Genomic DNA, 17,738 nt, shown 5'->3' on the forward strand with positions numbered 1-17,738 from the left:
TTCTCATCCAACCGTCGTCGTTGCTTCCAGTCTGATGTACGAAAGGAGGCAGAAGTTCCCCGGAAGTTGAAAGTACCTTTCGTGCGGGAGTGTGCATCTATGGAATAGCACCTCCTGCCAGGGATTTCGAAGCGGAATCCGGCTGGCGCCAAGATTTTCGTGCAGCGGTGGGAACCGAGGACCCTGTTCCCGGTTGACCGCTAACCCCAGTACAATCCAGTTTGAGGAGAGATACCCAATGGCTTATGAACTTGCACCGCTACCCTATGACTATGCCGCTCTCGAACCTTTTATCGACGCGGAGACGATGAAGTTTCACCATGACAAGCATCATCAGGCGTATGTGACCAACGTTAATGCCGCGCTGGCCAACTATCCCGAGCTTGCGGCCAAGTCGATTGACGATCTGGTGGCTGGACTGGCCGATGTGCCAGAAGCGATCAAGGGGCCGGTGAAGAACAATGGCGGCGGTCACTCCAACCACACCATCTTCTGGAGCATCATGGGCCCGGTGGGCACTCCCGGCATTGGTGGCGAACCGACCGGCGAGATCGCTGCGCAGATTACAGCCGACTTCGGCGACTTTGAGGCGTTCAAGAAGGCGTTCAACGAGGCTGGCGTGAAGCAGTTCGGTTCCGGCTGGGCCTGGCTGGTGTACTCCGACGGCAAGCTGAAGGTGATTAGCACGCCGAACCAGGATTCGCCGCTGACGCAGGGGCTGTATCCGATCCTGGGCAACGACGTCTGGGAGCATGCGTACTACCTGAAGTACCAGAATCTACGCCCCAAGTACCTGGAAAACTGGTGGAACGTGGTGAACTGGACGGAGATCAACAAGCGCTTTGCGACGGCTAAGAAGTAATAAGGCAGGGAACAGACAACAGGGGTCAGGGAACAGAAAAGCCCCCGTTTCTGGTCGATTTGGCATTGGGGTGGGCTTCTGGCCTGCCCCTTTTGCTTTCTTTGGGGTGGCGCTGGTCCGCAACCATTACAGAGTTTTGGGGTTCTTACCTATGAGGAGAATTGCGATGCGTTGGATGCGGACGATGATTTTTGCCGGATTGGCGTTGCCTGGATTGGCTGTATTTGCCGTGGGTGCTTCGGCGCAGAGTTTTCAGGTGAGTCAGAATGGCAAGAGTGTGGGGACGGCTAGCCTGTCGTTGCAACAGAGTGGCAGCGGCTGGGACGCTACCTCGGGTACGAAGATCGATATGCCGGGGCTGAAATACAGCTTTAACCAGACGCAGATGCTGGATGGCGGCTTTCATCTGACCAGCGTTCAGCTCAAGGGTTCAGTCAACGGGACGGCAGTGAGCCTGAATGCTGCACCTCAGGGACAGCAGTTTTCTCTGAAGATCAATGCCAACGGACAGGTCACGAATACGCCGCTAGCCTTTCACCCGTCAGCGGTGTTTCTGCCGGATTTTGATCCGGCAGGGCTGCAGGTTTTGCTGAATCTTGGCGCGGCGAACAACAACCGCGACCTTTGGGCGCTGATACCCAAACAGGCCGGGTCGCTGGCGGCTCTGCGGGTAGCAACCAAACCGGATGAACAGGGAACTCTGGATGGCCGCGCGATCGCTGTGCATCACTTGACGGTGACGCAGGATACGAGCACGACTGAGATTTTCTCCGGCCCTTCGAATGAGCTCTTACAGGCGGAGTGGACCGATGAGGGCTTTGCACTGGTGCGGCAGGGATTCAAACTGACGCCTCCGAAGCGGCCGAATGCGGCGCCGCCGGCTCAACCGCAAGGGCAGCCTCAGGGGCAACCGCAGCAGTAGGGTGTTTGCTGACTGTCGATATCAGGGGGATGTGGTTTGCTCGCATCCCCGTTTGCCACTACGCCGAAGCTTCCTGGTTTAATAAGTCGACATTTTTTCTGTCGAACTTTCGCTCGATCGTCCGCAATATTCCCGCGATAATTCCGTGTGCTATCCCGATGAAAAGTAGGATCATTGGCATCAGCCAAAGCTGCCAAAACGAATTCACGCGTGCCTCGGCGGGTTTCCCCTTCGCGTACAGGACCTCGATCAGCTGGCCCTTTGAGAAGGACGGAGGATTCGTTGCGGTGTCTGAGGTGATCGTGTAGTACTTCGCGTCATCCGCTTGAAACTGAAACACAGGTGCGTACTGGAACGTATGATTTTCTACATCCAATCTTTCGTCCAAGCTCAATACTATGCCGCTGGCGTGTAGGGCGGTTAGCCGAAAGAATGAAGTGCGAATTGCAAATCCTAGGCTGATTAGAAAACAGCAGACAAATGAGACGGTAAAGACAATTCGAAAAATTGTTAAGAGCTTCCGGAGGATAGAGTGCTTAAGCATCGACCGCAGATTACCACGGCCATACCGGATGGTCCTTCCTTAAACAGCGTTTCCAGCGGCTACTGCTGAGGCCCAGGCCCATTGGAAGTTGAAGCCGCCTAGATGGCCGGTGACATCGACGACTTCGCCGATGAAGAAGAGGCCCGGGATATTCCTGGCTTCCATGGTTCGGGCTTGCAGGTCATTTGTGTTCACGCCGCCTGCTGTCACTTCGGCCTTGGGGTAGCCTTCGGTGCCGGTGGGGTGGAGCGGGAAGTTGTGCAGGTGGTGTTCGCAGGCTTCGAGGGCTGGGTTGGACCAGCCTTTCGGAGCCGCTACCTGCGACAGATGTTCGGCGAGGCGTTGGGGCAGGTGTTCGCGCAGGGATTTGAGCAGGGTTGCTGCGTCTCGTCGGCCAGCGAGGACTGGGGCCAGGACGGCTTGTTCTGGCGCGAAGTCGATCTCGACGGGCTGTCCAGCTTTCCAATAAGACGAGATTTGCAGCACTGCCGGGCCGCTCAGCCCGCGATGCGTGACCAGCAGCTTTTCTACGAAGCTGGTCTTTGTCCCTGGAGTGCTGACCCGCACCAGCGTCGAAACCCCTGCCAGTTGCGTCCATGGAGCTTCTTTCCCGGAGAGCAGCAGTGGTACGAGTGCTGGGCGCGGGTCGATGATGCCAAGGCCGAATTGGCGAGCGACCTCATAGCCGAAACCGGTTGCGCCCATTTTGGGGATTGAGAGCCCGCCGGTGGCGATGACCAGCGACTGCGCGCGGAATTCGCCCTTGGCGCTGTTGAGTCGGAAGCCTGTGGCGTCGCGGTCGATTTGGATGCTGTGGGCGTCGGGGATGTGGGTGACTTCGCCGCGTTCGCACTCAGCCAGCAGCAGGTTCAGGATGGCGTGGGCGGAGTGGTCGCAGAAGAGCTGGCCGAGCGTCTTTTCGTGGTACGGGATGTTGTATTTATGGACGAGTTCGAGGAAGTGGCGCGGGGTGTAGAGCGCCAGCGCGGATTTGGCGAAGTGGGGATTGGCGGAGAGGAAGCGGTTCGGCTCGCAGTGGATGTTGGTAAAGTTGCAGCGGCCGCCGCCGGAGATGAGGATCTTGCGGCCAGGCAGGCTGCCGTGGTCCAGCAGCGCGACGCGCCGGCCGCGCTGCCCCGCGACCGCAGCGCACATCAGGCCGGCGGCTCCTGCGCCGACAACGATTACGTCGTATTCCTGCAGTGGAGGGGTCATGCCGGGCCAGCCGAGTTAGCCGAGTTAGCCGAGTTGGCGGAGCCGGCGAGTTGCTGGGCGAGAGCCATGGCATCTTCCGGTGTGTGGATGGAGCCCTCTAATTGCGCGTCTTCGACGGCGCGAAGGATGGATTTGAAGAGCGGTCCGGGCTGGTAGCCGGCTGCGATCAGTTCGCGGCCGGTGAGCAGAGGGGTGGGACGGACCTGTTCGGCGGGCATCGTTTCGTACTGCTGCTTTGCGAAGTCGTAGTGGTCGAGGTTGCCGCTGCTGGCGAGGCAGTCCATTTTGTGCAGCGCAAGGTGTTCTTCGAAACGGTCCAGGCGGAAGAAGCGCTTGAGGGTTGAAGCTTTCATGTGCGGCGTGTCGGCAAAGCGCATGTGGTTCTGGACGAGGGCAAGGATCTGCGCGGTTTCTTCATTCGAGAAGCGGAAGCGGCGGCAGATCTCCGCACTGATCTTCACGCCGACCTCGACGTGGCCGTTAAAGCGGATGCGATCGCCGGGATATTGCGGCGCGGTGAAGGTGGCGGGCTTGCCGATGTCGTGGAGCAGGGTTCCCCATGCGAGGGTCATCGGGCAGCCCGGCTGCAGCTGGTCGAGCAGGAGCATGGTGTGCACCCAGACATCGCCTTCGGGGTGATATTGCTCGGGCTGGGCTACGCCTTTGAGCTTGATGGTTTCGGGCAGGACTTCGGCGAGCAGACCGGTCTCGTCGAGGAACTCGAAAGCGCGGCGGACATTGCCCTGGGTGAGGATGCGGGTGAGCTCTTCGCGAATACGCTCGGCGCTTACGGCCTTGATTTTTGGAGCGAGGGCGCGCATCGCGGTTTTCGTTGCGGGGTCGATCACGAAGTTCAGCCTTGCGGCGAAGCGGACCGCGCGCAGCATGCGGAGATGATCTTCTTCGAAGCGGCGGACGGGATCGCCGATGGCCCGGAGTATCCCTGCGTCAAGATCGGCAAGGCCACCAACGTAGTCGAGGACGGAGTCGCGCAAATCGGTGTGCGGGTTGATGCCGTCCAAGAGCAGCCCGTTGATGGTGAAGTCGCGGCGCTCGACGTCTTCGCGCGGGTCAGTGGTGTAGCGGACTGCGTCGGGGTGGCGGCCGTCGGAGTAGGCCCCGTCGTGGCGGAAGGTCGCAACTTCCGTTAAGGTCGCTTCGCCATCGATCTCGGCGGAGACGAGCACAACACCGAAGTGCGCGCCCACAGCGAAGGTGCGGGGGAACAGGTCGAGGACGATATCCGGTGTGGCCGAGGTGGCAACGTCGAAGTCCTTGGGCTCGCGGCCGAGCAGCAGATCACGCACGCAGCCACCGGCGAGATAGGCCTGGTAGCCCTCTTCGCGCAGCCGTAACAGGATCGCGCGGGCAGCTTTCCAATTTGGAGTTTCGGACTGTGCGATTTCGCTCATGACTTCTGTATTGTCTCGCGTTATAGACAGAATTTCCTCGAAAGTGACCAACGTGGGTCAGTAAAGGGTAGGGCTGATTCTTATCGTCTGAGGAGAACGGACGACATCGGCGACTGCACGGAAAATGCTCACTTGCGCCCTACTCCGGCGGGCCAGATGCGACGAAAGGACAAAACTCAAATGACCATCATTGTGATTATTCTTCTGATCTTGCTTCTTGGAGGTGGCGGCGGGTATTACGGACACAGCCGCTGGGGCTACGGCGGCGGCGCGGGCATTGGCCTGGGCACCATTCTTCTCATCCTGCTGATTGCGTACCTGCTCGGCGTTTTGTAGAGGCATCTTCGGGTATCGCGAGCCAGCCATTAGACTTGAACGATGGGTAGTGGTCTGATTCTGGGTATTGAGTCGTCCTGTGATGAGACAGCGGCCGCGGTGGTGGAGCGTGGGATGATCACACGCTCCTCGATCGTTGCTTCGCAGATCGCGATGCATGCGCCGTATGGAGGCGTCGTTCCGGAGCTGGCTAGCCGGGAGCATTTGCGCAACGTTGTCCCCATGACGCGAGCCGCGCTGGCGGAGGCTGGCTGTGGGCTCGATGATATCGAAGCGGTTGCGGTGACGAACGGGCCCGGGCTGGCCGGTGCGTTGCTGGTTGGCATTACGTATGCCAAGGCTCTGGCGTTTGCGCGCAACATTCCACTGATCGCCGTCAATCATCTTGAGGGTCATATCCACGCGGTCCTGCTGGAGGACCGTCAGGTGCGCGCTCAGTCTGGCTCACTCGTAGCGGATGAGGGCGGGTTGCCGATGCCGGCGCTGGCGCTGGTGGTCTCCGGCGGGCATACACATTTGTTCCTGGCGAAGCCACCCGTGACGGGTGACGCGCTGGGGGCGTGGCATTATTCGCTGGTTGGACGGACGCTAGACGATGCTGCCGGAGAGGCGTTCGACAAGGTGGCCAAGTTGCTCGGGCTGGGCTATCCCGGGGGACCATGGATCGATCATCTGGCGCAGTTTGGCGACCCGAAGGCCGTGCCGTTTGCTTTTACGCAGATCAAGGTCAAGTCGCATCTGGAAGGCAAGGCTCCGCGGACCAAAGGCGAGAAGACAGCCCCCATCGCCGGCCTGGACCGGCATTTTCTGTTTTCCTTTTCTGGAATCAAGACCGCCGTTCTTCGCTATGTTGAAGTGAACGGACTTCGGGCCAGTTGCGAGGCCCGGCAGCAGGCGTTGATGGCCATGATCGACGCGGGGCGCAAGCCTACCTGGCAGGATGCTAGGGAGTTGTGCGACCAACAGACGCTTAACCTGATCGCCAGCTTTCAGCATGCTGTGGTCGGCGATCTGCTGAGGAAAACGTTCGCGGCGGCCGAAGCGGTTGGCGCGGCTTCGGTGCTGGTGACTGGCGGAGTGGCGGCGAATCGCGAGCTACGCGTGCGGTTTACGGCCGAAGCCGCTGAGCGTGGACTGCCGGTGGCCTTTCCCACGCTTGCGCTCTCGACCGACAACGCGGCGATGATTGCCGCCGCTGCGTGGCCGCGATTGCTGGCGAAGGATTTTGCCGGTCTGGGCCTTGAAGCAAATCCGCGGCTAACGTTGAGCTGAGCCTAGGGTTTTGTGCTGTAGTCAGGGACTTTTGGGGTCAACTTGCGGACCAGGAATTCCTGGAAGAGATTGCCGATGGCGCTGCCGCCGATGCCGTACGCGGTGTTGCGAAAGGTCAGCCCCGCCCCGTTGCGGTCGGCCGAGGGGTAATAGATATTCGAAATCCCGGCGGCCGCCAGACTGCCCAGGATGCCGGAATAGTTGAACTGGCGTCGCCCGTTGTCTCCGCGGCAAATGAAGGCGCTCTCGACGGCGTAGATGGCACGAGATTTTGTGCTGCCGGTGCCTTTGTAGAAATAACGCGGATCCTGCCTGAAGATGCTGGGGAAGACGGCTCCGCCAAGCATATTGCCGATGAAGTCGTCGGCGTAATTTGCGCCGTAGCGCTTGGCGTAACCCTGTGCGCCCTGTCCGTAGCCCTTGAAGTCATCCTCAGCCATCTGAATGCCGGAGATTGCGCCGGTTACGAGGAAAGTGAAAGGGTCGATTTCGTTGCGCCAGGTCAGGTGGAATTTCTGCTTGGTGGTCAGGGACGGCGCGTTGGGTGCGTAGACGACGTAGAAGTTGGGAATGGCGCCGAAGACGCGCTGCTTTTCTTCCTCTTTGAGCTCTTCCTGGGCGATTTCGTAACGGGAGGCAGTCACTTCGACGCTGCTGTTGGCAGACGAAACGAGCAGGGTGAATTTGGGGGCTTCGTAGCTCTCCCCGGAGTGGAGCGTTCCGGTCAGCTTTTGTGCGGAAAAGCCGCTGGCGTCCACGTTGATCTCAAATGGCCCCGGAGCAAGCTGAGTGAATGTAAAGTGTCCGCCGGCGTCCGTGGTCGCAGAGATCTTGATGGGGAAGGCTGGGCCCGGTCTGGTCAGAGTGACATGGACGCCCTCATAGGCTGTTCCGTCACGGTCGGCGACGGTGCCATGAATGCCGGCGGTGGTGATTTCGGGACTTTCTTGCTGCGCTACGGTGGCGGCGAGCGGGGCGTCTGGCAGCGCAGGGATTGCAGCATGGCTGCCAGGAGACTCCTGCGAGTGCCCCGGCAGGACCGTCACTGCTGCGATGGCCAGGGATAGCAGGCAGCCGCGCACGCCCGCTCCACTCCGCGTAGCGGCTCGATTGATGCTCAAATGCAAATTGCGTCCGATCAGTGGCGCCGTCCGGTCCGAGAATGGGAATGCTCTGGAGCGAGCATATCCGCTTATGGCGGCAGGACCAATGACCCTTTTCCGCCACACCTTCTGTTAGACGGATGAAAGGCTCACCCGTTGCCATGTCGCACGCAGACAGATTTTGGTGCCGGACTTATTCTGATACGGTGGAACGCTAGGTTGCAATCCTTTCAGGATCTTCAGGCATTTGAACTGAGGCTTGATTTGGGTTTGCGAAAGTGCAGCGCTGTCCGGTGTGAAAGCTCAACGGGTACCGCCCGCTGGTACAATCGGAGAGGCTGAAAGGCCCAACTTCCCGTGCTTTGAGCAAGAGTTAGCGCCCACCCGATGACCTTTCGCCTCTACAACACCCTGAGTGGACAACTGGATGAACTGGCTCCCGCCGATGAGGCGGAGTTGCGCATGTACGCGTGCGGGCCGACCGTGTACGACTACGGCCATATCGGCAACTTCCGGACAATTCTGCAGGTCGATGTGCTGCGGCGGTTTCTCCATCTGCAGGGGATTCGCGTTCGCCACGTGATGAATATTACGGATGTGGACGACAAGATCATTCGGAATGCGGCCGCAGCGGGCATCCCTATCGGCGAATACACCCCACGCTTTACCCAGGCATTTCTCGACGATCTCGATTCTTTGCAGATTGAGCGGCCGGAGGTGCTGGCGCGCGCGACGGAGCACATTCCGGAGATGGTCAATCTGGTGGAGCGGATGCAGGAAGCGGGCGCTTCTTACAAGGTTGAGGACGGTTCCTGGTACTTCCGGCTAGCGGCTTTCCCGGAGTACGGCAAGCTAAGCAAGAAGGATTTGGAAGGCATGACCGACGGGGCCCGCGTCGATGTAGATGAGTACGAGAAGGACTCGGCGCGCGACTTTGCCCTATGGAAGGCGACCAAGCCGGGTGAAACTTCGTGGGAAACAGCGATCGGCACCGGGCGGCCGGGCTGGCATCTGGAATGCTCGGCGATGGCGATGAAGTACCTGGGCGACAGCTTCGATCTCCACGCTGGCGGCGAGGATCTGATGTTCCCGCACCACGAGAACGAGATTGCGCAGTCGGAGTCGGTGACGCACAAGCCACTCGCGCGGCACTGGTTCCATGTGCGCTTTCTGCTGGTGGACGGGCGCAAGATGTCCAAGTCCGAAGGGAATTTCTATACGCTGCGCGATCTGCTGCTGAAGGGCTACAAGGCATCGGCGATTCGTCTCGCGCTGATTTCCGTTCCCTACCGGCACCAGTTGAATTTCACCTTCGAGGGACTTACTGAGGCGACCAATGCGATCGACCGGCTGCGTACTTTTGTGGCCCGGCTGTCCAAGGCGACTCTGGCAGATGGCAAGAGCGATGCCTTGCAGGCCGCTGCTGAAAAGGCTGAGGCTGGTTACATTGCCGCGCTGGCGAATGATCTGAATACAGCCGAGGCGCGCGCACCGATTTTTGACCTGGTGCGGGCGGTGAACTCTGCGCTCGATTCCGGCTCGGTGCTGGCTGGGGATCGGGAGCGCGTGCTGGGAGTTCTGGCGAAGTTTGACGCGGTGTTTGCCGTGATTGCCGACAACGATGCTGCGCCGACGAAGGCTGCGGTCGCGTGGGCTGAAGAGCAGGGGCTGGCGGATAAGGTTGCGCCGGAGTTGCTCGTGGCGCAGGGGCTGTCCGATGAAGAGATTGACGGGCTGATCGCCGAGCGGAATACGGCGCGGAAGCAGCGCAACTTCAAGCGGTCGGATGAGATTCGCGACGAGCTGGCGGCCAAAGGTGTCATCATCGAGGACGCCAAAGATGGCGTTCGCTGGAAGCGGAAGTAGGAGCCGGGAAATGGAAGCCAACGAAGCAGGCGAATTGCAGGAACACGCGGAACACGGCGCCCATGAGCCATCAATGCGGCCGGTAGCGTTTACGATGTCCGTACTGGCGGTGCTGGTAGCTATCACCACCGTACTAGGGCATCGCACACACACCGAGGCTGTTCTGAACCAGGCGAAGGCTTCTGACCAGTGGAATTTTTACCAGGCAAAGAACATTCGCAATACGGATACAGATAACTCGGCTGCATTGCTTTCGGTGCTACAGGTAACCGACGCAAAGAAAGCCGCCGAGATTGCCAAGAAAGACGCTGACAAGCAGGCCAAGTGGGCAGATGACCTGAAAGAGGAAAAGGAAAAGGCGGAGGCGTTTGAAACCAAGGTTGAGCGGGCCGAGGCGAGAGCCACTCGATTTGATCTGGGTGAGGCTCTGCTCGAGATCGCGCTGGTCACCTCTTCGATTACTCTCCTAACCAGAAACCGCCTCTATTGGTACCTGGGACTGGTCTTTGGCGTTTTGGGAATTGCTTCTTCGCTTTCGGTACTGCTGCTGAAATAGCTGCGCAGGCGGCGGCCGCGGGCGAGAAAGTTACCGCGTGGTTCGACCGGTCATTGGTGCGGACCGGGCACCGTTGGGTGCGTCCGCCAAATCCTGTGCATGGGGACGATGTATCCGTTCTCTCGCCTGACGCGGCAAGGTAGATGCGTTGCTGGACGTGTGAATTTTCCGCCCGCCCGAGGCCTCGCAAAGCTGTCGAAACTTCCCCGTGATACACTCCCGGCATCATGTTTACCCCTTCGAATCCCACGATTGCTGCTGCATTCCTGCTTTCCGGCGCGCTGCTTACACCGCATACTCCGCTCTCGGCGGCCTTGGTTTCGCAGGCCGCGTCGTCGCCTGCTGCTACCGCGGCTGCAGATGTCGGCCCTGGATTCACCAGTGATCTGGGCTTCAGCTTCGACTATCCGAAGGGTTGGGAAGTGGTGGACAGCAAGCCGATGATGCCTGCGGTTCACCTGCAAGCGGAGCAGAAAGCTGATAGCGACCTGGAGAAGCGCGGCGCGGCCTGTACACAGGTGGCTCTGCTGGTGCGTCATGGCGATCCGGCGTCGGTGATCGTGACGGTGGCGCTGCCGTATGACTGCTATGGGTCAAAGTTCGCTCAAAGCGATCTTGCGGGGGTTGGAACGGGAGTATCGAAGGGGCTCGAGAGCAGCTTCGATCTCAAGGATCCCGTTTATGGCGCGTACAAGTCCGGCACGCACAATCTGTGGATCGAGCGCGCCGCGGGCAGTGCCAAGGCGCATCCGGAGATGACCTACACGATCGAGACGGTCTGCAGCCTGCTCGACAAGGGCATGATCTGCTGGATGGGTATGTTGAAGGACGAGGCCGCGCTCAAGCTTTTTGAGAACTCCCTCGTGACCCTTGAAACCGACAAGCCAGCTGCTCTCGTTCCGGCCACGGCCTTCGCAGCGTCAAAATAGTGGAACGGCCAAACGCGGTCGTGGAGCGATCCGTCCGCCCTTGAGGCGGCCCTGCGCTCTTTCGGATTTTTCGGTGGCGTGCTATTCTCACGCCATCCGCACTCTTCTTGAGGACTCCATGCAGACGCACCGTTCCGCAGGCCGAATCAGCGCACCTGTCAGCAAACGCTGGAGCAGGGTGCGGGCTCGCGTGATCGGTCCGCGCCGCCATTTGCGCGTACTGCCGAGCCGAACACGGCCGAGTCTCTACGCGGGCGACTAGTCCTCGTACGATTTCGATTCCAGATTGAATTGTTGTCCCGCTTCGAAACTTCAGCTTCGCTATTCGCGGCGCTGGAAGTCGCGGGATATCTCCATACCGCCGAAGCCTATTGTTTTGAGGAGATTCTGCCATGTCGCATTCCGATCTGTACGCCAAATTTGGACCCAAACTGCTTTGTCCCCTGCCCGGACCCAAGGCAAAAGCCGCCGTGGAACACGATGACCGCGTCATTTCGCCGAGCTATACACGCTCCTATCCTCTCGTGGCCAAGCGAGGCCGCGGGATTCGCGTAGAGGATGTGGACGGCAACGAATTTATGGATTTCGCCGCTGGCATCGCCGTGAATTCGACCGGCCACTGCCATCCCGAAGTGGTGAAGGCGATTCAGGATCAGGCTGCGGAGCTGATTCATATCTCAGGGACGGATTTTTATTATGAGTCGATGTCGGTGCTGGCGGACCGGCTTTCAGCCATTGCACCGATGCCCGGGCCGCACCGTTTTTACTACGGCAACTCGGGCGCGGAGGCCGTAGAGTGCGCTCTGAAGATTGCGCGTTACCACACCAAGCGTCAGCATGTAATCTCCTTCTTCGGCGCTTTCCATGGCCGGACGATGGGTGCACTTTCGCTGACCGGATCGAAGCCACAGCAGAAGCGCCGGTTCTCGCCGATGGTTCCCGGCGTGACCCACATCCGCTATCCCTACGCGTATCGCGGCTGCTCCGGTGGTCCGCAGGCGGAGGAGGCTTTCGCCCTTGGCTGTGCACGGTTCATTGAGGAGAAATTGTTCAAGACGACGATTGCCCCGGAAGAAGTGGCTGCGATCTTCGTCGAGCCGATCCAGGGCGAGGGTGGCTACGTGGTTGCGCCGGACAATTTTCTGCGTGAGTTGCGCGATATTTGCGATCGCCACGGGATTCTGCTGGTGGCCGACGAAGTGCAGTCGGGCGCGGGGCGCACGGGCAAGTGGTGGGCGATTGAGCATTCCGGCGTGCAGCCGGATATCGTCTGCATGGCCAAGGGCATCGCTTCGGGCATGCCGCTCGGTATCTGCATGACGCGCGCGGAGATCATGGACTGGGTTCCCGGCTCGCATGCTTCCACTTTTGGCGGCAACCCGATCGCGATTGCATCGGCGCTGGCGACGATGGATATCCTGGAGCGCGAAGGCATTGCGAATGCCGGCAAAGTGGGCGGCAAGATGCTGGAACGGTTGCAGGGCTGGAAGCAGAAGCATGCTTTGGTTGGCGACGTACGCGGCCGCGGTCTGATGATCGGCATCGAGCTGGTGTTGGACAAGGTGACGCGCGAGCCTGCGCCTGCACTCCGCAACCGGATTGAGACACTTTGCTTTGAGAAAGGCTTATTGATCCTGGGCTGCGGCGAAACTTCGCTGCGTCTGTGTCCGCCGCTGATCGTCAGCGAAGAGGAAGCGACTGTGGCTCTCGACATCCTCGAAGAAGCACTGGCTGAAGTTGAGGTTGAGCATGCGCAGTCGAGGGAACTGGCCACTGTCGGGGCATAGCCGCTGCCGGTCTTTCGTCCGTTCATCCGAACCAGCATCCTTGGGAAAAGGCCGTCTTCGCGACGGCCTTTTGTCTGCCGCTTGATCTTTCCCGCCAGGACGCGCAGAATTGCTCCAACCAATTCCTGACTCATTCCTGGCTGAGGAAATCGCATGAACGTGGTGGCGAAGCTCGTTGATCAGGGACTCGTGCGCAGTCTGCTATCCCTGCGATGGCTCGCTGAGAAGCGTGGGCGTTCCCATGATCTGCCGAAACATCTCGCAACGGGATTGGCTGGCGAAGAAGCGGCTTGTTTCTACCTCAAGCAGCAAGGCTTTATCGTGGTTGCTCGACGGTGGAACGAGGGGCCTGCGCCGGGCGATATCGACCTGATCGCATGGCAGGGAGATACGCTTTGCTTTATCGAAGTGAAGACTCGTTCCAGCCGTGATGTGGCCACGGCATCATCCGCCGTTGACCGGCACAAGCGGAAGACGCTCCGGCGCATGGCGAGGATGTACCTGCGTCATCTTCCGGAAGCAGAGCCGCCTCCGGTTCGATTCGACATTGTGACGGTATATGACCTGCCGGGGCAGCCGAGGGAGATTCAGCGTATCCCGGCGGCGTTTGGATGGAGCGAGGTCTACTGATGAGCTTTCAAGTCGTGTAGCGGGCTTGGAACATGGTCAAGTAGGTCATGTTCTGATAGGGTGTTGCTATGAAGACGGTCAAAATCAGTGAGTTGAAAGCCAATCTCAGCGCAAATCTCCGGCTGGTGAGCAGTGGGGAAGAGGTGCTGGTCTGCGACCGCAACCGGCCGATTGCTCGCATTGTGCCGATCGACATGGCCGATTCCGATTATTCGGAGCGAACAAAACGGCTGATTGCAAAGGGTGTAATAGAGCCACCGCAGCGCACTGCGGGGGAGCCTCGGTTTGTCCCGAATCCAGTCGTTCCGAGTCGGCCAATCTCTCGGGAGGTTATGGCCGCATTCTGGGAAGAAGAGCGTGCTGACCGGGTATGATTGCGGATGCGTTTTGGGATGCGAGCGTATTGGTGCCTCTGTGCATCGATCAACCGCCGTTCACACGTCAGTCTGAGAGTCTCATAGCCCGCTACACCATTACGGTCTGGTGGGGAACATCGGTCGACATTCTGAGTGCAATGACTCGTGTAAAACGTGCTGGCGTTGTTACACCCGACGAGTTCCAGCAGGCCAAGTTGCAGCTCGAAGGATTGACATCACGATGGTTCGCGATCAAGCCGACCGCCAAAGTGAAAACGGTGGCTGCTGAGGTTCTCGAAAAATATCCTTTGCGTGCGGCAGACGCGCTTCAGTTAGCTGCTGCCATGGAATGGTGCGAAGGCAAGCCGAACGGCCTGCCTTTTCTCACGGCGGATCGCAGGCTTTCGGAGGCCGCCGCCCAGTCAGGATTCACTCTGGAACCGGGGCTTATCCTGCCTTAGAACTCATCCCTGGGCGTCGAGATACTCTTCGTGCCAGGCCATCTGGATTGCTTCGAGCCGGCCTTCGTTGGACTTGACCGGGTCGTCGGCAAAGCCCTCCAGCTCCGTAACCATTTTGTGCAGGTCGGTGAAGCGGACGGTCAGTGGATCGATGTCTGGAAACTTTTCCTGCAGCTGAATGCCGATCTCTTCGGAGTCGGTCCATAGAATTTCGCGGGGCATCTAGTTTTCTCCGAGCTGAAAGCGGTTACTTGTCGGCGAGCGTGAGTGGCTTGCCTTCTGAGGTGTAGTTGCGATTCCAGCTGGGGATCTCGACGACATAGTTGCCGGGCTTGGTGATGACGGCCTGGCAACCGAGGCGCGAGTTGAGCTGCTGGTCGGCAGCCATGTCGAGCCGGTCGATTTCGTCGTCCTCGGCTTCGCTCAGGCCATCGCCTTCCTTCACCCAGATGTGGCAGGTGGTGCATGCGCAGACGCCGCCGCATGCGTGGTCGAGGAAAATGTCGTAATTCTCTGCCACGTCGAGGATCGACATCGGCTTGCCGTGGTGGTCATACGGCATGGTGCCGAACTCGAACTGGACTACCTTGCCCTCGGGCAGGAAGGTGACCGCCACCATGTTATCGAGGGAGTCGTCCCCTGAGGCTTCAATGGTGGTGTCGCCGGGAACGGTGGGATTGACGGGCTTGTGGGAGATATCTGGCATATTGTTCTCGATTCCGCTTGTCTTACTTTAATCCGTTTTACTGCGATCTAGTCGAATTCTGCGCGTGCAAAGGGATGCGGCGCGTGGATTTCAGGGCTGTCGGCGGCTGGGCCGAGCTCTTCTCCGGCGGTCTGCATGGTCTTGCCTCGCATGGCTCCGGAGACTGCGGCTTCCATCATCTTCTCTGCGAAATTCCGCGTGGCCTGGTCCAGTGCAGTCGTAGCCGTGCGAATCGCTTCCAGGTCATCGCTGGGCTTGGTTGCGATGAGGTGCACCCGCGCCGCTTCAATCTTGACCTTTTCTTCGTCGGAGATCAACTGCCATGCGGGGCTTTCCGGTGCTTTGGCGACCGCAGAGAGGATAGTGTCGGCGTCGAGGCGGGCTTCGATGAGCTGTCGGGCGGCGAAGTCGTTCTCGGCGTGGTCGAAGGAGTCGAGGATCATGGTTTCGACCTGCTCGTCGGTGAGGCCGTAGGTCGGCTTCACTTCGATCTGGGATTCGAGGCCGCTGCGCTGCTCGCGGGCGGTGACCTGCAGGATGCCGTTGGCGTCGATGAGGAATTTCACCTCGATGCGCGGCAGACCAGCAGGCATGGGCGGGATGCCTTTGAGGTCGAAGCGAGCAAGGGAACGGCAGTCAGAGGCCAGTTCGCGCTCGCCCTGAAGGACGTGGATGGCGACATTGGTCTGGCCTTCGACGCCGGTGGTGAAGTGCTCGGTGGCTGAGGCAGGGATGGTCGAGTTGCGCTGGATGATGCGCGCGACGACTCCGCCGAGGGCTTCGATGCCGAGGGAAAGGGGTGTTACGTCGAGCAGGAGCAGTTCGTCGGTGGTGGTGGAGCTGCCAGCGAGAATGCCCGCCTGAACCGCCGCGCCGAGAGCCACGACTTCGTCAGGGTTCAGCTCGGTGTGGGGCTGCTTGCCGCGCTTGCTCAGTTCGAAGACCTGATCGACGAGCACGCGAACCGCCGGAATGCGGGTCGATCCGCCGACGAGGACGACTTCGTCGATCTGGTCCGGAGTGATGCCGGCGTCGGCCAGCGCCTGTTTGCAGGGAGCAGCGGTGCGGGCGAGGATGGGTGCGATGAGCTGCTCGAAGACTTCGCGGGGGATTTCGCGCTGGTAGCGATCGGCGACGCCATCTTTCGAGGGCAGCTCAATGTCGAACTTCGCGGAGGCTTCCGAGGAGAGCGTGATCTTTGCTTCGATGACGGCTTTACGGAGTGCCTGAATCGCGTCGGGTTGCTGGCGCAAATTGACGCCGTGCTCGTTGCGGATTTCGTCGAGTGCGACGGCGAGCAGGAGGTTGTCGATGTCGTCGCCGCCGAGATGGGTGTCGCCATTCGTTGCGATGACTTCGAAGATGCCGTCGTTGAGCTTGAGAACGCTAACGTCGAAGGTGCCGCCGCCGAAGTCATAGACCGCTACGGTACTGGCTACTTGGGGACCGTCCTGGGCTTTGTCGAGACCGTAGGCGAGGGCCGCTGCTGTCGGTTCGTTGACCAGCCGCAGCACGTCGAGCCCGGCCATGCGTCCGGCGTCGCGGGTGGCCTGGCGCTGCGCGTCGTTGAAATAGGCGGGGACAGTGATGACCGCCTTCTTCACTTCAGCGCCGAAATAGCGCTCAGCGTTGCGCTTGAGCTGGCGGAGGACGTAGGCGGAGATTTCAGAGGGCGTGAAGGTCTTGTCGCCGAGACGGATACGAAGGACTTCGCCGGGCTCGATGTCGTCAGCCAGGCGGAAAGGGAAGAGCTTCAGCTCTTCTTCGACGTCTTCGAGGCCGCGGCCCATGAGGCGCTTGACGGAGTAGATCGTCCGCTCCGGGGTTTCGATGAGGGCACGGCGGGCGGAGTTGCCAACGGTTACGGTGGCGCGCGTTGATTCCGCGCCCGGCTCAACGACGTCTAAAGCGACGATTGAGGGCACCAGATTCGACCCGTCCACGCCGGGAATCACCACCGGCTTGTCGCCTTCCATGTAGGCAACGAGGGAGTTGGTGGTGCCGAGGTCGATTCCGATAACGCGTTCGGGGGCAGTGGATTCGGGCATGATTTGCGTATTCCTGGATTTCTATGTCTGGCTTGATTTTAAGCCGTTGCAAGGACTTCATTGACGTCGCGGACGAGGTTGCGCAGGTAGCGGCGGCGGTCGAGCAGTGCGGCCATGGCCTTTGCGGCTCCATCGCGAATTGCCGCATCCCCGGCGTCCCATTCCGCGCCTTTTGCAGCGAGATCACTATCGACGGCAGCCAGAAGCGTTTCAAAACGAGTGCGGGCTGAAGCGAGATCTTTCTGCAGGTTTGGATCGTCTTCGCCCATCTTCTGATTCATGCGCATCTCTTCGAGCTGCATATTCAGGTCGAAGACTTCTTCGAGCAGATCGGCTGGAGGATGGCGGTCGGCGGACTTGCTCTTGCCGGAGTTTTCCTCGCCGATCTGCAGGCCTTCGAGCTTGAGCAGATATTCCGTACGCGTGATGGGCTCTTTGAGGGTGCGATAGGCATCGTTGAGCAGGGCGGTGTTGGCCAGGCTCCACTGTTGTTCTTCGGCGGAGGCGCGGGCAAAACGGTCGGGATGCAGCTTGCGGCTCAAGCGGTGAAACTCACGCTCTAAAGCCGCGGTGTCGACGGCTAAAGCTCGCTGAAGTCCGAAGACCTGGAAGTAGTCTGCGTTTGAGGCAGACTGCACCTTACCGCAGGCAGGGCACAACAGTGCAGAGGACGTAAGAGCTACACCGCATGCCCAGCAGGCTGCGGAAGTGTTTGCTTCAGTGGGCATGTCTT

General features: G+C 59.8%; 19 protein-coding genes. 11 read left to right on the top strand and 8 right to left on the bottom strand.

Going from position 1 to position 17,738, the window contains the following annotated elements:
- The first annotated feature begins 238 nt into the window (after positions 1-238).
- Both AC5S27_RS03830 and AC5S27_RS03835 read left to right on the top strand, forming a co-directional pair.
- Positions 239-862, top strand: coding sequence for a superoxide dismutase (locus tag AC5S27_RS03830; RefSeq protein WP_493933254.1), 624 nt, complete (start codon positions 239-241; stop codon positions 860-862).
- 166 nt (positions 863-1,028) lie between these two features.
- A complete protein-coding gene (locus tag AC5S27_RS03835; protein WP_493933255.1) occupies positions 1,029-1,784 on the top strand; it encodes a hypothetical protein in 756 nt (251 codons plus the stop codon).
- Between the two features lie 58 nt (positions 1,785-1,842).
- Here AC5S27_RS03835 and AC5S27_RS03840 read toward each other — a convergent pair whose 3' ends face one another.
- Genes AC5S27_RS03840 through AC5S27_RS03850 form a run of 3 tightly spaced genes read right to left on the bottom strand, consistent with a single transcriptional unit; the run spans position 1,843 to position 4,955 of the window.
- Positions 1,843-2,328, bottom strand: coding sequence for a DUF3592 domain-containing protein (locus AC5S27_RS03840; protein ID WP_493933256.1), 486 nt, complete (start codon positions 2,326-2,328; stop codon positions 1,843-1,845).
- 39 nt (positions 2,329-2,367) lie between these two features.
- Positions 2,368-3,543 carry a BaiN/RdsA family NAD(P)/FAD-dependent oxidoreductase gene (locus tag AC5S27_RS03845; protein WP_493933257.1) on the bottom strand — a complete coding sequence of 392 codons (1,176 nt, stop codon included), beginning with the start codon at positions 3,541-3,543 and terminating at the stop codon, positions 2,368-2,370.
- Entirely contained in the window at positions 3,540-4,955 is a 1,416-nt protein-coding gene (locus tag AC5S27_RS03850; RefSeq protein WP_493933258.1) for a CCA tRNA nucleotidyltransferase, read from the bottom strand. The genes AC5S27_RS03845 and AC5S27_RS03850 overlap by 4 nt, the downstream gene beginning before the upstream one ends.
- Positions 4,956-5,135: 180 nt before the next feature.
- Between AC5S27_RS03850 and AC5S27_RS03855 the strand changes: the two genes are divergently transcribed.
- Entirely contained in the window at positions 5,136-5,291 is a 156-nt protein-coding gene (locus AC5S27_RS03855; protein WP_493933259.1) for a DUF3309 family protein, read from the top strand.
- Positions 5,292-5,333: 42 nt separating this feature from the next.
- Positions 5,334-6,563, top strand: coding sequence for a tRNA (adenosine(37)-N6)-threonylcarbamoyltransferase complex transferase subunit TsaD (gene tsaD / locus AC5S27_RS03860; RefSeq protein WP_493933260.1), 1,230 nt, complete (start codon positions 5,334-5,336; stop codon positions 6,561-6,563).
- Between the two features lie 2 nt (positions 6,564-6,565).
- On the opposite strand, the gene AC5S27_RS03865 is transcribed toward tsaD, so the two are convergent.
- Positions 6,566-7,684, bottom strand: coding sequence for a carboxypeptidase-like regulatory domain-containing protein (locus AC5S27_RS03865; protein WP_493933261.1), 1,119 nt, complete (start codon positions 7,682-7,684; stop codon positions 6,566-6,568).
- A gap of 369 nt (positions 7,685-8,053) precedes the next feature.
- Between AC5S27_RS03865 and cysS the strand changes: the two genes are divergently transcribed.
- From cysS to AC5S27_RS03900, 7 genes are all read left to right on the top strand, one after another.
- Positions 8,054-9,532, top strand: coding sequence for a cysteine--tRNA ligase (cysS, locus tag AC5S27_RS03870; RefSeq protein ID WP_493933262.1), 1,479 nt, complete (start codon positions 8,054-8,056; stop codon positions 9,530-9,532).
- A gap of 10 nt (positions 9,533-9,542) precedes the next feature.
- Positions 9,543-10,088, top strand: a complete 546-nt coding sequence (locus AC5S27_RS03875; RefSeq protein ID WP_493933263.1) for a DUF4337 domain-containing protein — start codon at positions 9,543-9,545, stop codon at positions 10,086-10,088.
- A 227-nt stretch (positions 10,089-10,315) separates the two neighbouring features.
- A complete protein-coding gene (locus AC5S27_RS03880; RefSeq protein WP_493933264.1) occupies positions 10,316-11,017 on the top strand; it encodes a hypothetical protein in 702 nt (233 codons plus the stop codon).
- Between the two features lie 392 nt (positions 11,018-11,409).
- Positions 11,410-12,804 carry an acetyl ornithine aminotransferase family protein gene (locus tag AC5S27_RS03885; protein WP_493933265.1) on the top strand — a complete coding sequence of 465 codons (1,395 nt, stop codon included), beginning with the start codon at positions 11,410-11,412 and terminating at the stop codon, positions 12,802-12,804.
- Between the two features lie 153 nt (positions 12,805-12,957).
- Entirely contained in the window at positions 12,958-13,434 is a 477-nt protein-coding gene (locus tag AC5S27_RS03890; protein ID WP_493933266.1) for a YraN family protein, read from the top strand.
- 68 nt (positions 13,435-13,502) lie between these two features.
- On the top strand, positions 13,503-13,808 hold the full coding sequence (locus AC5S27_RS03895) for a type II toxin-antitoxin system Phd/YefM family antitoxin (protein ID WP_493933267.1): 306 nt from the start codon (positions 13,503-13,505) through the stop codon (positions 13,806-13,808).
- Positions 13,805-14,251, top strand: a complete 447-nt coding sequence (locus AC5S27_RS03900) for a PIN domain-containing protein (protein ID WP_493933268.1) — start codon at positions 13,805-13,807, stop codon at positions 14,249-14,251. The genes AC5S27_RS03895 and AC5S27_RS03900 overlap by 4 nt, the downstream gene beginning before the upstream one ends.
- Positions 14,252-14,254: 3 nt before the next feature.
- On the opposite strand, the gene iscX is transcribed toward AC5S27_RS03900, so the two are convergent.
- From iscX to hscB, 4 genes are all read right to left on the bottom strand, one after another.
- On the bottom strand, positions 14,255-14,473 hold the full coding sequence (gene iscX / locus AC5S27_RS03905; protein WP_493933269.1) for a Fe-S cluster assembly protein IscX: 219 nt from the start codon (positions 14,471-14,473) through the stop codon (positions 14,255-14,257).
- A gap of 25 nt (positions 14,474-14,498) precedes the next feature.
- Positions 14,499-14,870: a 2Fe-2S iron-sulfur cluster-binding protein gene (locus tag AC5S27_RS03910; RefSeq protein WP_493937266.1), complete on the bottom strand. Its 372-nt coding sequence runs from the start codon at positions 14,868-14,870 to the stop codon at positions 14,499-14,501.
- 134 nt (positions 14,871-15,004) lie between these two features.
- On the bottom strand, positions 15,005-17,005 hold the full coding sequence (gene dnaK / locus AC5S27_RS03915) for a molecular chaperone DnaK (RefSeq protein ID WP_493933270.1): 2,001 nt from the start codon (positions 17,003-17,005) through the stop codon (positions 15,005-15,007).
- Between the two features lie 38 nt (positions 17,006-17,043).
- Complete coding sequence (hscB, locus tag AC5S27_RS03920) at positions 17,044-17,733, bottom strand: Fe-S protein assembly co-chaperone HscB (RefSeq protein ID WP_493933271.1); 690 nt, start codon at positions 17,731-17,733, stop codon at positions 17,044-17,046.
- Positions 17,734-17,738 lie beyond the last annotated feature (5 nt).

Source organism: Acidicapsa borealis (genome assembly GCF_059115245.1).